We start from the raw sequence: 13,866 nt of genomic DNA on the forward strand, positions 1-13,866 counted from the left end.
AGGGTTACGGCGTGATGCGCGGCGGGCGCTGGCAGCGTGGGCAGAAGTAGCTGGAGCGGTTCATCCAGGGGCGTCGGCGCATCGGCGTACCGCAGCGGCGGCACGGCTCGTCCTCGCGGCCGTAGGCGTCCAACGACCGGTCGAAATAGCCCGATTCCCCGTTCACGTTCACGTAGAGGCTGTCGAAGCTGGTGCCGCCGACCGCGAGCGCGGCGTTCATCACGTCCCGCACATGGCCGAGCAGTTCGGCCGCGCGGGGGCGCGTGAGGGTCGCGGTGGGACGCTCGTAGTGCAGCCGGGTGCGCCACAGTGCCTCGTCCGCGTAGATGTTGCCGACGCCGCTGATCAGCGACTGGTCGAGCAGGGCGCGCTTGACGGTCGTACGGCGCAGCCGCAGCGCCGCGAAGAACGCGCCGTCGTCGAACGCCGGGTCCAGCGGGTCGCGTGCGATGTGCGCGATGACGTCGGGAAGTCCGTCCGTGCTCCCGGCGGCGCTCTCGTGCAGGGACAGACCGCCGAAGGTGCGCTGGTCGACGAAGCGCAGCTCGGTGCCGAACTCGTCGGCGAAGCGGACGCGGATGCGCAGATGCTTCTCGTCGGGGGCACTTTGCGGCTGGACGAGCAGTTGGCCGCTCATGCCGAGGTGGCCGAGGACGGAGGCGGCGGTGTCCTCCAGCGGCAGCCACAGGTACTTGCCGCGCCGGCGAGCGGCGCCGATGCGGTGCCCTGTCAGTCGCAGCGCGAAGTCCTCGCCGCCGGCCAGGTGACGGCGTACGGCCCGGGGATGCAGCACCTGCACCTCGGCGACGGTACGTCCGGTGACCCAGCGCTCCAGCCCACGCCGTACGACTTCGACTTCGGGCAGCTCGGGCACGGTGCTCCTCGGGAGAATGTGACGGCATGCCTGGGCGCCCCCGGCCGGAATCCGGTCGGGGGCGCCCAGGTCACAAAAGCCCTGCGTGGATCAGGCCGTGGCGGAGGCCGACGGCGATGCGTCGTCGGTCTCGGGTGCCACGGGCTCCGCAGGCGTCGCAGTTGCCTCAGGCGTCACGGGGGTCGCTTCGCCGGCGGCCTCGGCCGCCGTCTCACGCTCGTCCGCGGCCGCGCGAATAGCGCGCCACGCGGACTCCGCGGCCTGCTGCTCCGCTTCCTTCTTGCTGCGTCCGGTGCCGGTGCCGTACGAGACACCACCGACGCGGGCAGCAGCAGTGAAGGTCTTCTCGTGGTCGGGTCCGGTCTCCGAGACCAGGTACTCGGGCACGCCGAGTCCCTCGCTCGCGGTCAGTTCCTGGAGACTGGTTTTCCAGTCCAGGCCTGCCCCGAGGCTCGAAGACTTCTCGATCAGCGGATCGAACAGCCGGTGCACCAGTTCCGATGCGGCTCCCAGGCCCTGGTCCAGGTAGACCGCGCCGATCACCGCTTCCAGGGTGTCGGCCAGGATGGAAGCCTTGTCCCTGCCACCCGTGCCCTCTTCGCCCCGGCCGAGCCGGATGAAGGAGCCGAGTTCGAGGCCGCGACTCACCTCCGCAAGTGCACGAGAATTGACCACCGCGGCCCGCAGTTTGGCCAGCTGGCCTTCCGGCAGATCGGGGTGGGCTCGGTACAGCGTGTCCGTGACCACCAGGCCGAGCACGGAATCCCCGAGGAATTCCAGCCGCTCGTTGGTGGGCAGGCCGCCGTTCTCGTACGCGTACGAACGGTGGGTCAGCGCACGCACCAGAAGGGCGGACTCGAGCTGATACCCGAGCCGCCCTTCCAGAAGCGTGTGGGACGAGGCCGTGTTCTCCGCCGGCTTCTTGGCGTTCTCCGCCTTGGCGTCATCCGCCGTTTGGTGGCTAGACACGGTGCCTCTCACGAGCCGCTCAGACCTCGAGGACCTGGCGCTTGTTGTACGTGCCGCAGCTCGGGCACGCGATGTGCTGCAGCTTCGGCTCCTGGCAACGCTCGCACGAAACCAGGGTGGGGACCGCAGCCTTCCACTGCGACCGGCGGTGGCGCGTGTTACTGCGCGACATCTTCCGCTTCGGAACAGCCACGGCTACTTCTCCTGCTTCTCGTCGACGCCCGACTCGGCGGCGCCGCTGATGTTGTCCTTCTCGCCGTCCTGAATGGTCCCGGCGAGTCCTTGCAGTGCCGCCCAACGAATGTCGACGGCGTCATGGTGGTGGTCGGGTTCGTCGTCCAGCCTGACCCCACAGGTGGGGCACAGGCCGGCGCAGTCCTCCCGGCACACCGGCTGCATCGGCAGTGCGAGCACCACCGCATCACGCAGCACAGACTCGAGGTCGAACAGGCCGTCCTCGAGGAAGAGCCTGTCCTCGTCGTCCTCGTCGTCGTCGGCCGGTTCCGCTTTTGCGCGGCCCCGGTCGTCGGCGACAGGGTACGAGAACATCTCCTGGAAGTCCGCTGCAACATCGAGCTCCAGCGGCTCCAGACACCTTACGCACTCCCCCTTGGCCGTCGCACGGGCGGTGCCTGTGACAAGCACCCCGTCCATGACGGATTCGAGGCGGAGCTTGAGATCCAACGGCGCACCCTCGGGCACTCCGACGACCCCTTCGATACCGAAGTCCTTGGGGGCCACTGCCGAGCGGGTCAGCCGCTGGAGCGCACCGGGACGCCGGCCCAGCTCGTGTGTGTCGAACACGAGGGGGTTGCGGTGGTCGAGGTGGGCGTTCAGGGGTTTTCCCGCTTTCGGATCGCTGTGGTGGGCCGCCGTGCCGCAAGGGCAAAATCGGGCAGCCGAGATCGCGGTCATACGCGCGACCGAAGAGCCAGGATACTTGACGCTTCGCCCAGGGCCCAATCCGGTCCCTACCGCCCCTGCTCGTACTCCCGCAGCTGGTCGAGGTCGATCATGCTGGTGTCAAACAGGCTGGTCTCGTCGAGAGCGCCGCTCTGCTGCTGGTGCTGCTGCGGCTGTTGCGGCTGCTGGTGCGTGGCCTGCTGCGGCTGCTGGTGCGTGGCCTGCTGCGGCTGCTGCCCGTAGGGCTGGTCGTAGCCCTGCTGCTGGTACGCGTACGGATCCTGCTGCTGGTAGCCGTACGGGTCCTGGGATTGCTGGTACGCGTAGGTGTCCTGCGGCTGGTGGGGCTGCTGGTACGCGTACGGGTCGTACGGCTGCTGCTGCTCGGGGATGTGGGGCTGCTGCTCCGCGGGCGGCGGCATCGGTGGAGGCATCGGCACGGACTTCGGTGCGGACATCGGTGCGGCGACGTGCGCGGCCTGCGGTTCGGCGAGGTCAGCGAGGAAGTCCTCGTCGCTGCTGCGCTGCTGCTCGGCCCCGTCCTGGGCCACCATGTGCGCGCCGAGCTCGTCCGAGGCGACCCGGCCGTGCAGTTTCTGCCGGCCGCGACCGACCGCGTCGAGCGTCTTGGACAGCACGGCCTCGAAGGCGCCGAGCTTGGTGTCGACGTATTCGTCGGCCCGCTCGCGCAGCGTCTGGGGGTCCTGGCTGCGCTCCGGCGCCTCAGCGAAGTCGGGGTCCGCGTACCCCTGATCGTCGAGACCGGGGCCCCTGCCGAGCAGTTTCTCGCGGCCGCGGTCGACGGAGCCGAGGGTCTTGGTGAGGACGACTTCGAAGTTCGCGAGCTTGGAGTCTACGTACTCGTCGGCCTCCGCGCGGATCTCCTCGGCGTCCCGGCGGGCGTCACCGAGGATGCGGTCGGCCTCCTCCTGGGAGCGCCGGGCGACCTCGGTGTCGGAGATGAGCGTCCCGCGCTGGGCGTGCGCCGACTCGATGATGCGCTCGGCCTCCTGCCGGGCCTGCTCGGCCAGTTCCTCGTGGCCGCCGATCAGCTCCTGCGCCTGCGCGAGGGAGCCCGGCAGGGCCTGGCGTACCTCTTCGAGCATCGCGAGCAGGTCGGCGCGGTTGACCACGCACGAGGCCGACATGGGCATGGACCGGGCACTGCCGACCGCCTCGACGATCTCGTCGAGCTTCTTCTGCACGTCCACCGTGTGCTCGCCACCTGTTCTTCCGGCTGGAGACGGACGGAACGACTGTACGGGCAGTCGGCCTCCGTCCGACACCTGGTGACGGGCAGTCAGTACGTCACTTCCTGCCGAGGCGCTCGGTGAGCACCCCGAGAACCTTCGGGGGCACCAGGTGGGAGACGTCGCCGCCCCAGGCAGCGACCTCCTTGACCAGGCTGGAGGAGAGGAAGCTGTAGGTGGGATTGGTGGGCACGAACAGGGTCTCGACGCCCGACAGGCCGATGTTCATCTGGGCCATCTGCAGCTCGTAGTCGAAGTCGCTGACCGCCCGCAGGCCCTTCACGATGGCCGGGATGTCGCGTTCCTTGCAGAAGTCGACGAGGAGGCCGTGGAAGGACTCGACCTCGACGTTGCCGAACTCGGCGGTGACCTCACGGATCAGCTCGATCCGCTCCTCGATCGCGAACAGTCCCTGCTTGGACTGGTTGATCATCACTGCGACGTGCACGACGTCGTACAGCTTGGAGGCGCGGGCAATGATGTCGAGATGCCCATTGGTGATGGGGTCGAACGACCCGGGACAGACGACACGGCGCATCTGTGTTCCCTCGCTCTCCGGTCCGGTCATGGGGCGTCTTCGCACGCAGCGGCGGCGCGACCGTACCAAAGCGTTCCCTCGCCGTAGCGACGGGCCCGCACTGGTTCGAATCCCTTGGGCCAGCTGAATTCTCCGCCTCGTGTGCTGCGCTCCACGGTGGCGACGGCATCGTCCGCGAGCCAGCCCTGGGCGCGGAGTGTGAGGAGGATCTCGCGAAGATCGTCGTCGGTGACGGCGTACGGCGGGTCGAGGAAGACCACGTCGTACGGCGCCTGGGGGGCGGGGCCCGTGACGATCTGCTCCGCTTTGCCCGCCCGTACCTCGGCGCCGGGCAGACCCAGCGTGCGGACGTTGTCCCGGACTGTGCGCGCGGCCCGGCTGTCGGCTTCGACCAGGAGTGCGTGCACCGCGCCCCGCGACAGCGCCTCCAGGCCGACGGCGCCCGATCCGGCGTACAGGTCGGCGATCCGGGTGCCCTCCAGGGTGCCGAGCAGCGACTCCCAGGTGGAGAACATGCCTTCGCGCGCTCGGTCGGAGGTGGGGCGGGTGCCGTTGCCCGGCGGGACGGCCAGGCGGCGTCCGCCGGCCGTACCGGCGATCACGCGGGTCATGGGTGTCGGTTCCTAGGGTCGGGTGCCTGGTGGGAGTGGATGCTGCTGAACCCATTGTCAGCCCTTGTCGAGGTACTGCTCCCTCTCCTGGTCGAGCAGGGCGTCCAGGGCGGTGCGCAGCTCGGGGAGCCGTTCGAGGTCGGGGTCGGCGGTGACGACGGCGACGGCCTCCTCGCGGGCGGCCACGATGACCTCCTCGTCGTCGATGACGGCGAGCATCCGCAGGGACGACCTGACACCGGACTGGGCCTGTCCGAGTACGTCGCCCTCGCGGCGCTGTTCGAGGTCGATACGGGAGAGCTCGAAGCCGTCGAGAGTGGCGGCCACCGCGGCCAGCCGGGCGCGGGCCGGGCTCGCCTCGTGCATCTCGCTGACCAGCAGGCACAGTCCGGCCGCCGAGCCCCGGCCCACCCGGCCGCGCAGCTGGTGCAGCTGCGAGACGCCGAACCGGTCGGCGTCCATGATCACCATCGCGGTGGCGTTCGGCACGTTCACGCCGACCTCGATGACGGTCGTGGCGACCAGCACGTCCACGTCACCGGCGGAGAAGCGGCGCATCACGTCGTCCTTGTCGTCGGGCTGCATCCGCCCGTGCAGGACTTCGACGCGCAGGCCCCTGAGCGGGCCGGCGGTGATCTGCTCGGCGATCTCCAGGACGGCGAGCGGCGGGCGCTTCTCGGGGTCCTCATCCGCCTGCGCCGCCTGCTTCTTCTTGGCAGCGTTGGGGTCGTCATCCCCGTCACCGATGCGCGGGCAGACGACGTACGCCTGGTGTCCGTTCTCCACCTCCTCGCGTACGCGCTCCCACGTGCGGGCAAGGAAGTGTGGTTTGTCCTTGGCGGGGACGACGTGGGTGGCGATCGGTGAGCGGCCGGCCGGGAGCTGGTCGAGGACCGAGGTCTCCAGGTCACCGAAGACGGTCATCGCGACCGTGCGCGGGATGGGGGTCGCCGTCATGACGAGCAGGTGCGGGGGCTGCTTGCCCTTGGAACGCAGGGCGTCACGCTGCTCGACGCCGAAACGGTGCTGCTCGTCGACGACGACCAGGCCCAGTTCGTGGAACTGCACCTTGTCCTCGATCAGCGCGTGCGTCCCGATGACGATACCGGCCTCGCCGGTGACCAGGTCGAGGAGCGCCTGGCGGCGGGCGGGCATGCCCATGGAGCCGGTGAGCAGCACGACCTTGGTGCCGTGCTCGGCGCCGCCGAGCAGTCCGCCCTCGGCCAGCTCGCCCATCATCTCGGTGATGGAGCGGTGATGCTGCTGGGCGAGCACTTCGGTGGGCGCGAGCATCGCGGCCTGACCGCCCGCGTCGACGACGGCGAGCATCGCGCGCAGCGCGACCAGGGTCTTCCCCGAGCCGACTTCGCCCTGGAGGAGGCGGTGCATGGGGTGTTCGGTGGCCAGGTCGTCGAAGATCTCTTTCGAGACCTTCTGCTGGCCGTCGGTGAGGGTGAAGGGCAGCTTGGCGTCGAAGGCGTCGAGCAGGCCGCCGGCCACGGGCCTGCGGGCGACGGCCGGAAGCTGGGTGTCGGCGAACCGGCGCCGGGCCAGGGCGACTTGGAGGACGAACGCCTCGTCCCACTTGAGCCGGTCCCGTGCCTCGGCGATGTCCGCCTTGGTGCGCGGGCGGTGGACCTTGCGGAACGCGTCGGGCAGGTCGGTGAGTCCGCGGCCCTCGCGCAGCGCGGGCGGCAGGGGGTCGGCGATCTCCTGCCAGCCGGTGGCCTCCATGGACGCCAGGACCACGTCGACGGTCTTGGCGATCTTCCAGCTCTCCATCTGGGCGCAGGCCGGGTAGAGCGGGATCAGCTGGTTCGCCCAGGCCTCGACGGCGTCCTCACCACTGTCCTTGCCGAGCATTTCGTACGCCGGGTGGGAGAGCTGGCGGGTGGTGCGGAACACGCCGACCTTGCCGGAGAACATGCCGCGGCGGCCCGGCAGCAGTTCCTTCTGGTGGTGGTAGATCGACTTGCCGAAGAAGACCAGCTGGAGCCGGCCGCTGCCGTCTGTGAGGGTCACCTCCAGGCGCTGGCCCTTGCCGTTGTTGAACCGCAGGACGCGGGCGTCGGCGACCTGCGCCACGACGGTGGCGTGCTCGTCGAGCGGGAGGTCGGCGAGCTGCGTCAGCTCGCCGCGCTCGGCGTATCTCCGGGGGTAGTGGTGCAGCAGGTCACCGACCGTGTGCAGGTCGAGGTGCTCGGCCATCACCTTCGCGGTGGTGCCGCCGAGCGTCTTCTTGAGTGGTTCGTCGAGCGCGGGCACGGATCCATTCCACACCATGGCTCTGACAGTGAGGGCGTTCGCGTTGGCGGTGGGGGTGGGTGGCGGGTGCGCAGGGTGCGCCTGCGGCGGGCTTTCCCCGACCCGCCCCTTCCCGAACCGGGGCTCCGCCGGACCCCGGTCCTCAATCGCCGGACGGCTTGATATGCCGCTTGCGGCAACTTTCAGCCCGTCCGGCGATTGAGGGCACGCCCGGAGGGCGTCCCGCACCCCACGCCCCACCCGCCGCTACTCCACCCCGATCAGCAGCAAAGCGGACTGCCGGCCCCCCGCGTACGTGACCGTGTCCACCGCGAGGTGGGATTCGTGGACGTGCGCCTCCAGGTACTCCGCCAGCCCCGCCGGCGCTTCCTCCCCCAGCACCAGCGTCACCATCTCTCCGCCGGCCGTCAGCATCCGGTCCAGGACCGTGCGGGACGCCGCGCGCGGGTCGGACCCGATCACGACCACGTCGCCGTCGATCAGGCCAAGCACGTCCCCGGCCTGGCAGATGCCCGCCATCGTCCAGGACTGCCGTTCGGCCACGGTCAGTTCGCCGTAGCGGGTGGCGCCCGCCGCCGAGGTCATCGCGACGACGTCCTCGTCGAACCGGCGGTCCGGTTCGTGGACGGCGAGGGCCGCGATGCCCTGGACCGCCGCGCGGGTCGGGATGAGCGCGACCCGTACCCCCTCGGTACGCACTTGTTCCGCCGCCGCTGCCGCCGTGTGCCGCAGGTCGGCGTTGTTCGGAAGCAGCACGACCTCGCGCGCGTGGGCCCGCCGGATCGCCTCCGCCAGCTCCCCGCTCGCGGGCGGCTCACCGGGGCGGGCGAGGACCGTGGTCGCCCCGGCCTCCGTGCACAGGTTCGCGAGCCCCTCGCCGGGCACCACCGCGACGACCGCGCGCTGCGCCCGTTCGCGGGGCGGCGCGAGGCGGTCGGCGGCGAAGTGGGTGACGCGGATCCGGTACGGGCGGCCCGCCTCGATGCCCGCCTCCACCGCGGCGCCGGCGTCGTCGACGTGCACGTGGACGTGCCACAGGCCGTCGCCGCCGACGACCACCAGTGAGTCCCCGAGCGCGTCGAGCCGGGCGCGCAGCCGCGCCACCGCCATGTCGTCCGCCTCCAGGAGGTAGATCACCTCGAAGGCCGGGCCCCCCTGCTCGGCCGCGTCCGCCGACGGCGTGGAATCCGCCGGGCAGTCGCCGTCATCCCCGTCAGCAGCGCCCGGAGCGGCCGGGGCCGCGGCGGCCACCGGCAGCCGCAGCATCGCGGCCCGCCTGCGCACGGCGACCGCCTCGCCCGACACCGCCTCGACCAGCGCGCCGAGCACGGTCAGCAGCCCCTGCCCGCCCGCGTCGACCACGCCTGCGCGGCCCAGCACCGCCAGCTGTCCGGGGGTGGCGTCCAGTGCGGTGCGCGCCCCCTCGTACGCCGCCCGGGCCACCCCGACGGCGCCGCCGACGGCGCTCGACGCTGCCGTGGCCGCTGCGGTGGCGACCGTGAGGACGGTGCCCTCGACCGGGTGCGCGACCGCCTGGTACGCCGCCTCCGCGGCCCTGCGCAGAGCCCGCCGCAGCCCTTCGGCGTCGGCGGCCCCCTCGCACAGCACCTGCGCCATGCCGCGCAGCAGCTGCGCCAGGATGGTTCCGGAATTGCCCCGGGCGCCGATGAGGGCCCCGTGGGCCATGGCCCGTACCGTGTCGGCGAGAGCAGGCACGGACGCGGCGCCGTCCTCCTGTCCGTCCGCGGTGACCGTCTCGTGGGCGGCGAAGACCGCCTCGACGGCGCGGCAGGCGGACTCCACGGTCAGGTAGAGGTTGGTGCCGGTGTCCCCGTCCGCGACCGGATAGACGTTGATAGCGTCGATGTCCTCGCGGGCTTGGCCCAGCGCCTCAAGCGCGAGCGAGCACCAGGTGCGCACCGCGACAGCGTCGAGGGTCTGCGGCACCTGACGTCCTCCTAGCGAGCGGTTCGATCCGCAGGGTAGCCCCGCCAGGGGCCCGCGCGGAGGCAGGGACCGGGACGGGGGCCGCGGCAGCCATGGTAGTTTCGTTGTACGGGAGCAGCCGATGTATGCTGCTCCGGTTGCCCGATGAACATCGGGACATTCCCCCGGCTACGCCACTCGATTCTTCGATCCCGGCATGCCGGGATCCACTGTAAGTGCATCTGAAGTCTTTGGAGTGACCCGTGGCTGCCAACTGCGACGTCTGCGGCAAGGGGCCGGGCTTCGGCAACAACATTTCGCACTCGCACCGCCGTACGTCCCGTCGCTGGAATCCCAACATCCAGCGCGTGCGTGCAGTGGTCGGTCGGACGCCGAAGCGGCTCAACGTCTGCACCTCGTGCATCAAGGCCGGCAAGGTCTCGCGCTGACGTATGCCAAGCGCGGCCACCTAGCTGGTTGCTAAGAAACCGGTCCACCTCAGGGTGGACCGGTTTTTTCATGCCGCGGGGCCGCTCCTGAGCCGCCAGCCGTGGTCGACCGGGCCGATTCCGGCGCCGAGTGCGAAGCCGGCGGCGATCGCTTCGGTCACGTACTCCTTGGCCGCGGCCGCGGCCTGCGGTACGTCGAGCCCCTTGGCCAGGCCGGAGGCGATCGCGGAGGCCAGGGTGCAGCCGGTTCCGTGCGTGTGGCGGTTGTCGTGGCGGGGGGCGCGAAGCCAGTGCTCCTCGGTGCCGTCGGACAGCAGGTCCACCGCGTCGCCCGGCAGGTGCCCGCCCTTGACGAGCACCCAGCGCGGCCCGAATTCCAGGAGCGCCCCCGCGGCCCGGCGCAGATCCGTCTCGGATTCCACGCGTACGCCGGTGAGCTGAGCCACTTCGTCGAGGTTCGGGGTGGCGACGGTGGCCGTGGGAAGCAGCTTCGTCCGTACGGATTCCAGGGCCGAGGTGGCCAGCAGTGGGTCACCGTGCTTGGAGACGCCCACCGGGTCGACGACGACCGGAGCGTCGGTGTCCGCCAGCAGTTCCGCGACGGTCTCGACGAGTTCGGCCGACGACAGCATGCCGGTCTTCACGGCCTGCACGCCGATGTCGTCGACGACGCTGCGGTACTGCGCCCGTACCGCCTCCACCGGCAGGTCCCAGGCGCCTTGCACACCCAGGGAGTTCTGCGCCGTCACCGCGGTGAGCACGCTCATGCCGTGCACGCCGAGAGCCAGCATCGTCTTGAGGTCGGCCTGTATGCCCGCACCGCCGCCGGAATCGGATCCGGCGACGGTGAGGACGCAAGGAAGTATTCGCATACCAGCGAATCTAGTACGCCCCGCAAACGGCCCGGACGCCTCCCGGCTACTGTCCCGTCTCGATGTCCGCGAAGTGGTCCCAGCCGCCCTTGCTCGTCCAGGGCGCCCCGTCGACCGTCACCTGTGGCAGCGCCGACGGGTTGAGGACCTCCCCGATCACCCTCCAGCGGGCGGGAAGCTTCGTGTCCGGCGGGAATGTCGCGACGATCGCATGGTCCTCTCCCCCGGTCAGGACCCACTGGAGCGGGTCTACGCCCACCGCCTGCCCGATGTCCGACATCTGCGTCGGGATGTCGATGAGACCCGACCGCAGGTCGATGCGGACCTTGCTGGACTGCGCGATGTGCCCGAGGTCGGCCACAAGTCCGTCGCTGACGTCGGTCATCGCGGTCGCGCCGAGCCCGGCGGCGGCGGGGCCCGCGTGGTACGGCGGCTCGGGGCGCCGATGCGCCTCGACGAAGGCGCGCGGCGAGCGGAAGCCGCGCGAGAGCACCGCGAGCCCGGCCGCCGACCAGCCCAACCAGCCGGTGACGGCGACGACATCGCCCGGCCTGGCGCCGCCCCGGGTCACCGGTTCGTGGTTGCGCAGGTCGCCGAGCGCGGTGATCGCCACCGTGATGGTGTCGCCCCGTACGACGTCACCGCCGACGACGGCGGCGCCCGCTACCTGGCACTCGTCCCGGATGCCGTCCATCAGCTCGGTGGGCCAGCTGACCGGGAGTTCGCCGGGGACGACGAGGCCGAGGAGCAGCGCGGTCGGGACCGCGCCCATGGCGGCGATGTCGGCGAGGTTCTGCGCCGCGGCCTTGCGGCCCACGTCGTACGCCGTCGACCAGTCGCGCCGGAAGTGGCGGCCTTCGAGCAGGATGTCCGTACTCGCCACGACCCGCCGGTCGGGTGCGGCCACGACAGCGGCGTCATCGCCGGGCCCCAGCCGTACCGCCGGGGTGGTGGTGAGCCGGGAGGTGAGCTTGTCGATGAGCCCGAACTCCCCCAGCTCGCCCACTGTGCCCTTCATGGATGTGCCCCTTCTGCCCCAGTGCGCTTGCGGTCGCGAGCCGTCACTGCTGTAGGTACCGTCAACACATACGTCAACTTCTGTTCGCCGTACGCCACGCCCCGTGCCGCGACGGCCGCGCAGGACTCCCCGCTGCCCACGACGACGCGATACGGTGGCGTCTCTTTCCCCCACATGATCCTCGTGGCCGCCCTGGAGGTTCCGTGGTACAGGCGTACATCCTCATTCAGACCGAGGTGGGCAAGGCGTCGACCGTCGCCGACCTCATCGGCAAGATTCCGGGAGTGATCCAGGCCGAGGACGTGACCGGACCCTACGACGTGATCGTGCGCGCCGAGGCGGACACGGTCGATGAACTCGGCCGCATGGTGGTGGCCAAAGTCCAGCAAGTGGACGGCATCACCCGCACCCTGACCTGCCCGGTCGTCCACCTCTAGCCCCCGTCTACTCTTGGCCGGTGACTTCTTCCCGCCGGCTCCTGTCGCTGTCGTCCGCCGCGCTGCTTCTCGCCGCCTCCGGTTGCTCCCTCACGGACGACGCCGTGGCTGTCCAGGTTCCCACCCCGTCCTCGCGAGAGGGCGAGGTGTGCCGGGCGCTGCACGGTGAACTGCCGGAGAGCGTCGAGGGGCGGCAGCGGCGCAGCGCCGACCCGGAGTCGGACCTCAGCGCGGTATGGGGAGATCCGGCGATCGTACTGCGCTGCGGGGTCCCGCGGCCCGGGAAGATGGATGATCCTCAGGCGAAGGCGGTGGAGGCGGACGGCGTCAACTGGATGTTCGAGCCGCAGCGGGACGGCCGCCCCCGCTTCACCACGACGTACCGCGAGGCGTACGTCGAGGTGACCCTGCCGGTGGAGTACGCCCACGACTCCACGCCGCTCGCGGTCTTCGCGAAGCCGGTGCGCAAGGCGGTGCCGGACAGCCTCTAGTGGGGTCCGCCCCAGGGGCCGTCCGGCACACCGCTCGCTAGCGCAGTCCCGTCGGGCGGCGCAGCGCCGCCTGGATCAGCCGGTCCACGAGCTCCGGGTAGGAGACCCCGCTCTCCTGCCACATCCGCGGGTACATCGAGATGGGCGTGAACCCCGGCATCGTGTTGATCTCGTTGATCACGAACTCCCCGCTGTCGAGCAGGAAGAAGTCCGCGCGCACCAGGCCCTCGCAGGAGGCTGCGTCGAACGCGTCGACGGCGAGGCGGCGCACCTCGGCGGTCTGCTCCTCGGTCAGCGGCGCGGGCACCAGGCCGGACGCCGAGTCGATGTACTTGGCCTCGAAGTCGTAGAAGTCGTGGGACGTGACGGGCGGGATCTCGGCGGGCACGCTCGCGCGCGGCCCGTCCTCGAACTCCAGCACGCCGCACTCGATCTCGCGGCCGCGCAGCAGTGACTCGACGAGGATCTTCGGGTCGTGGCGCCGGGCCTCCTCGATCGCTTCGTCGAGACCGGAGAGGTCGTTCACCTTGGTGATGCCCATCGAGGAGCCACCGCGGGCCGGCTTGACGAACAGCGGCCAGCCGTGTTCCTCGGCGAAACCGAGGATCTTCTTACGCGCGGCCGAGGGGTCGAGCTCCCATTCGCGGGGGCGGACGACCTCGTACGGTCCGACGGGCAGGCCGAAGGAGATGAAGACGCGCTTCATGTACTCCTTGTCCTGGCCGACGGCCGAAGCGAGGACTCCGGAGCCGACGTACGGCACGCCGGAGAGCTCCAGGAGGCCCTGGAGAGTGCCGTCCTCACCGTACGGGCCGTGCAGCATCGGGAAGACGACGTCGACTTCGCCCAGTGCCCTGGGCACCGATCCGGGCTCGCTGTAGACCACTTCGCGGCTGCCGGGGTCGACGGAGAGCACCACGCCGCCCGCCGGGGACTCGGCGAGGTTGTCGACACTCGGCAGCGTCCGTTCCGCGATGGACATCCGCTCGGGGTCGTCGGCGGTCAGCGCCCAGCGGCCGTCCGTCGTGATGCCGATCGGCAGTACGTCGTACTTCTCACGGTCGATGGACCGCAGGACGGCGCCGGCCGTGACGACCGAGATGGCGTGCTCGGAGCTGCGACCGCCGAAGACGACGGCCACCCGCGGCTTGCGGGACTCCTGCGCAGGGCTCTGGGGGAGGTTCTCGCTGCTCATATCGCGTTGAGGGTACCTGGTGGCGCCGGGCTCGGCAGCGCGGCTCGTCGGCGGCGTTCGTCAGCGGC

Annotated in this window: 15 protein-coding genes; 3 read left to right on the forward strand and 12 right to left on the reverse strand. The window is 70.7% G+C overall.

Annotated elements, in window-relative coordinates; genetic code table 11:
- Window positions 1-4: 4 nt before the first annotated feature.
- The 9 genes from mutM to fakA all read right to left on the reverse strand — a co-directional run bounded on the left by mutM (window position 5) and on the right by fakA (window position 9,357).
- Entirely contained in the window at window positions 5-874 is an 870-nt protein-coding gene (gene mutM / locus ACU6WZ_RS06075) for a bifunctional DNA-formamidopyrimidine glycosylase/DNA-(apurinic or apyrimidinic site) lyase (RefSeq protein WP_447032095.1), read from the reverse strand.
- 90 nt (window positions 875-964) lie between these two features.
- Window positions 965-1,855, reverse strand: coding sequence for a ribonuclease III (rnc, locus tag ACU6WZ_RS06080; protein WP_447032096.1), 891 nt, complete (start codon window positions 1,853-1,855; stop codon window positions 965-967).
- A gap of 7 nt (window positions 1,856-1,862) precedes the next feature.
- Window positions 1,863-2,036 (reverse strand): 50S ribosomal protein L32, encoded by a 174-nt coding sequence (gene rpmF, locus ACU6WZ_RS06085; RefSeq protein WP_003965982.1) that lies wholly within the window; start codon window positions 2,034-2,036, stop codon window positions 1,863-1,865.
- 2 nt (window positions 2,037-2,038) lie between these two features.
- Complete coding sequence (locus ACU6WZ_RS06090) at window positions 2,039-2,758, reverse strand: YceD family protein (protein WP_447032097.1); 720 nt, start codon at window positions 2,756-2,758, stop codon at window positions 2,039-2,041.
- A gap of 56 nt (window positions 2,759-2,814) precedes the next feature.
- Window positions 2,815-3,957, reverse strand: coding sequence for a F0F1 ATP synthase subunit B (locus ACU6WZ_RS06095; protein ID WP_447032098.1), 1,143 nt, complete (start codon window positions 3,955-3,957; stop codon window positions 2,815-2,817).
- Between the two features lie 97 nt (window positions 3,958-4,054).
- Window positions 4,055-4,534 (reverse strand): pantetheine-phosphate adenylyltransferase, encoded by a 480-nt coding sequence (gene coaD, locus ACU6WZ_RS06100; RefSeq protein ID WP_447033884.1) that lies wholly within the window; start codon window positions 4,532-4,534, stop codon window positions 4,055-4,057.
- A 26-nt stretch (window positions 4,535-4,560) separates the two neighbouring features.
- Entirely contained in the window at window positions 4,561-5,145 is a 585-nt protein-coding gene (gene rsmD / locus ACU6WZ_RS06105) for a 16S rRNA (guanine(966)-N(2))-methyltransferase RsmD (RefSeq protein ID WP_447032099.1), read from the reverse strand.
- Between the two features lie 57 nt (window positions 5,146-5,202).
- A complete protein-coding gene (gene recG / locus ACU6WZ_RS06110) occupies window positions 5,203-7,428 on the reverse strand; it encodes an ATP-dependent DNA helicase RecG (RefSeq protein WP_447032101.1) in 2,226 nt (741 codons plus the stop codon).
- Window positions 7,429-7,656: 228 nt separating this feature from the next.
- On the reverse strand, window positions 7,657-9,357 hold the full coding sequence (gene fakA / locus ACU6WZ_RS06115) for a fatty acid kinase ATP-binding subunit FakA (RefSeq protein ID WP_447032102.1): 1,701 nt from the start codon (window positions 9,355-9,357) through the stop codon (window positions 7,657-7,659).
- A gap of 242 nt (window positions 9,358-9,599) precedes the next feature.
- Between fakA and rpmB the strand changes: the two genes are divergently transcribed.
- Complete coding sequence (gene rpmB, locus ACU6WZ_RS06120; protein WP_003957616.1) at window positions 9,600-9,785, forward strand: 50S ribosomal protein L28; 186 nt, start codon at window positions 9,600-9,602, stop codon at window positions 9,783-9,785.
- Between the two features lie 68 nt (window positions 9,786-9,853).
- On the opposite strand, the gene thiD is transcribed toward rpmB, so the two are convergent.
- On the reverse strand, window positions 9,854-10,657 hold the full coding sequence (thiD, locus tag ACU6WZ_RS06125; protein ID WP_447032104.1) for a bifunctional hydroxymethylpyrimidine kinase/phosphomethylpyrimidine kinase: 804 nt from the start codon (window positions 10,655-10,657) through the stop codon (window positions 9,854-9,856).
- A gap of 46 nt (window positions 10,658-10,703) precedes the next feature.
- Window positions 10,704-11,675: a thiamine-phosphate kinase gene (locus ACU6WZ_RS06130; protein WP_447032105.1), complete on the reverse strand. Its 972-nt coding sequence runs from the start codon at window positions 11,673-11,675 to the stop codon at window positions 10,704-10,706.
- A 203-nt stretch (window positions 11,676-11,878) separates the two neighbouring features.
- Here ACU6WZ_RS06130 and ACU6WZ_RS06135 point away from each other — a divergent pair, with 203 nt between their 5' ends.
- Together ACU6WZ_RS06135 and ACU6WZ_RS06140 are read left to right on the forward strand one after the other, a co-directional pair.
- Window positions 11,879-12,112, forward strand: a complete 234-nt coding sequence (locus ACU6WZ_RS06135; protein ID WP_447032106.1) for an Lrp/AsnC family transcriptional regulator — start codon at window positions 11,879-11,881, stop codon at window positions 12,110-12,112.
- Window positions 12,113-12,132: 20 nt separating this feature from the next.
- On the forward strand, window positions 12,133-12,603 hold the full coding sequence (locus ACU6WZ_RS06140) for a DUF3515 domain-containing protein (protein ID WP_447032107.1): 471 nt from the start codon (window positions 12,133-12,135) through the stop codon (window positions 12,601-12,603).
- Between the two features lie 37 nt (window positions 12,604-12,640).
- Here the strand turns inward: ACU6WZ_RS06140 and ACU6WZ_RS06145 are convergent, their stop codons facing one another.
- Window positions 12,641-13,798: a D-alanine--D-alanine ligase family protein gene (locus ACU6WZ_RS06145; protein WP_447032109.1), complete on the reverse strand. Its 1,158-nt coding sequence runs from the start codon at window positions 13,796-13,798 to the stop codon at window positions 12,641-12,643.
- Window positions 13,799-13,866 lie beyond the last annotated feature (68 nt).

This window comes from Streptomyces hypolithicus (genome assembly GCF_052934925.1).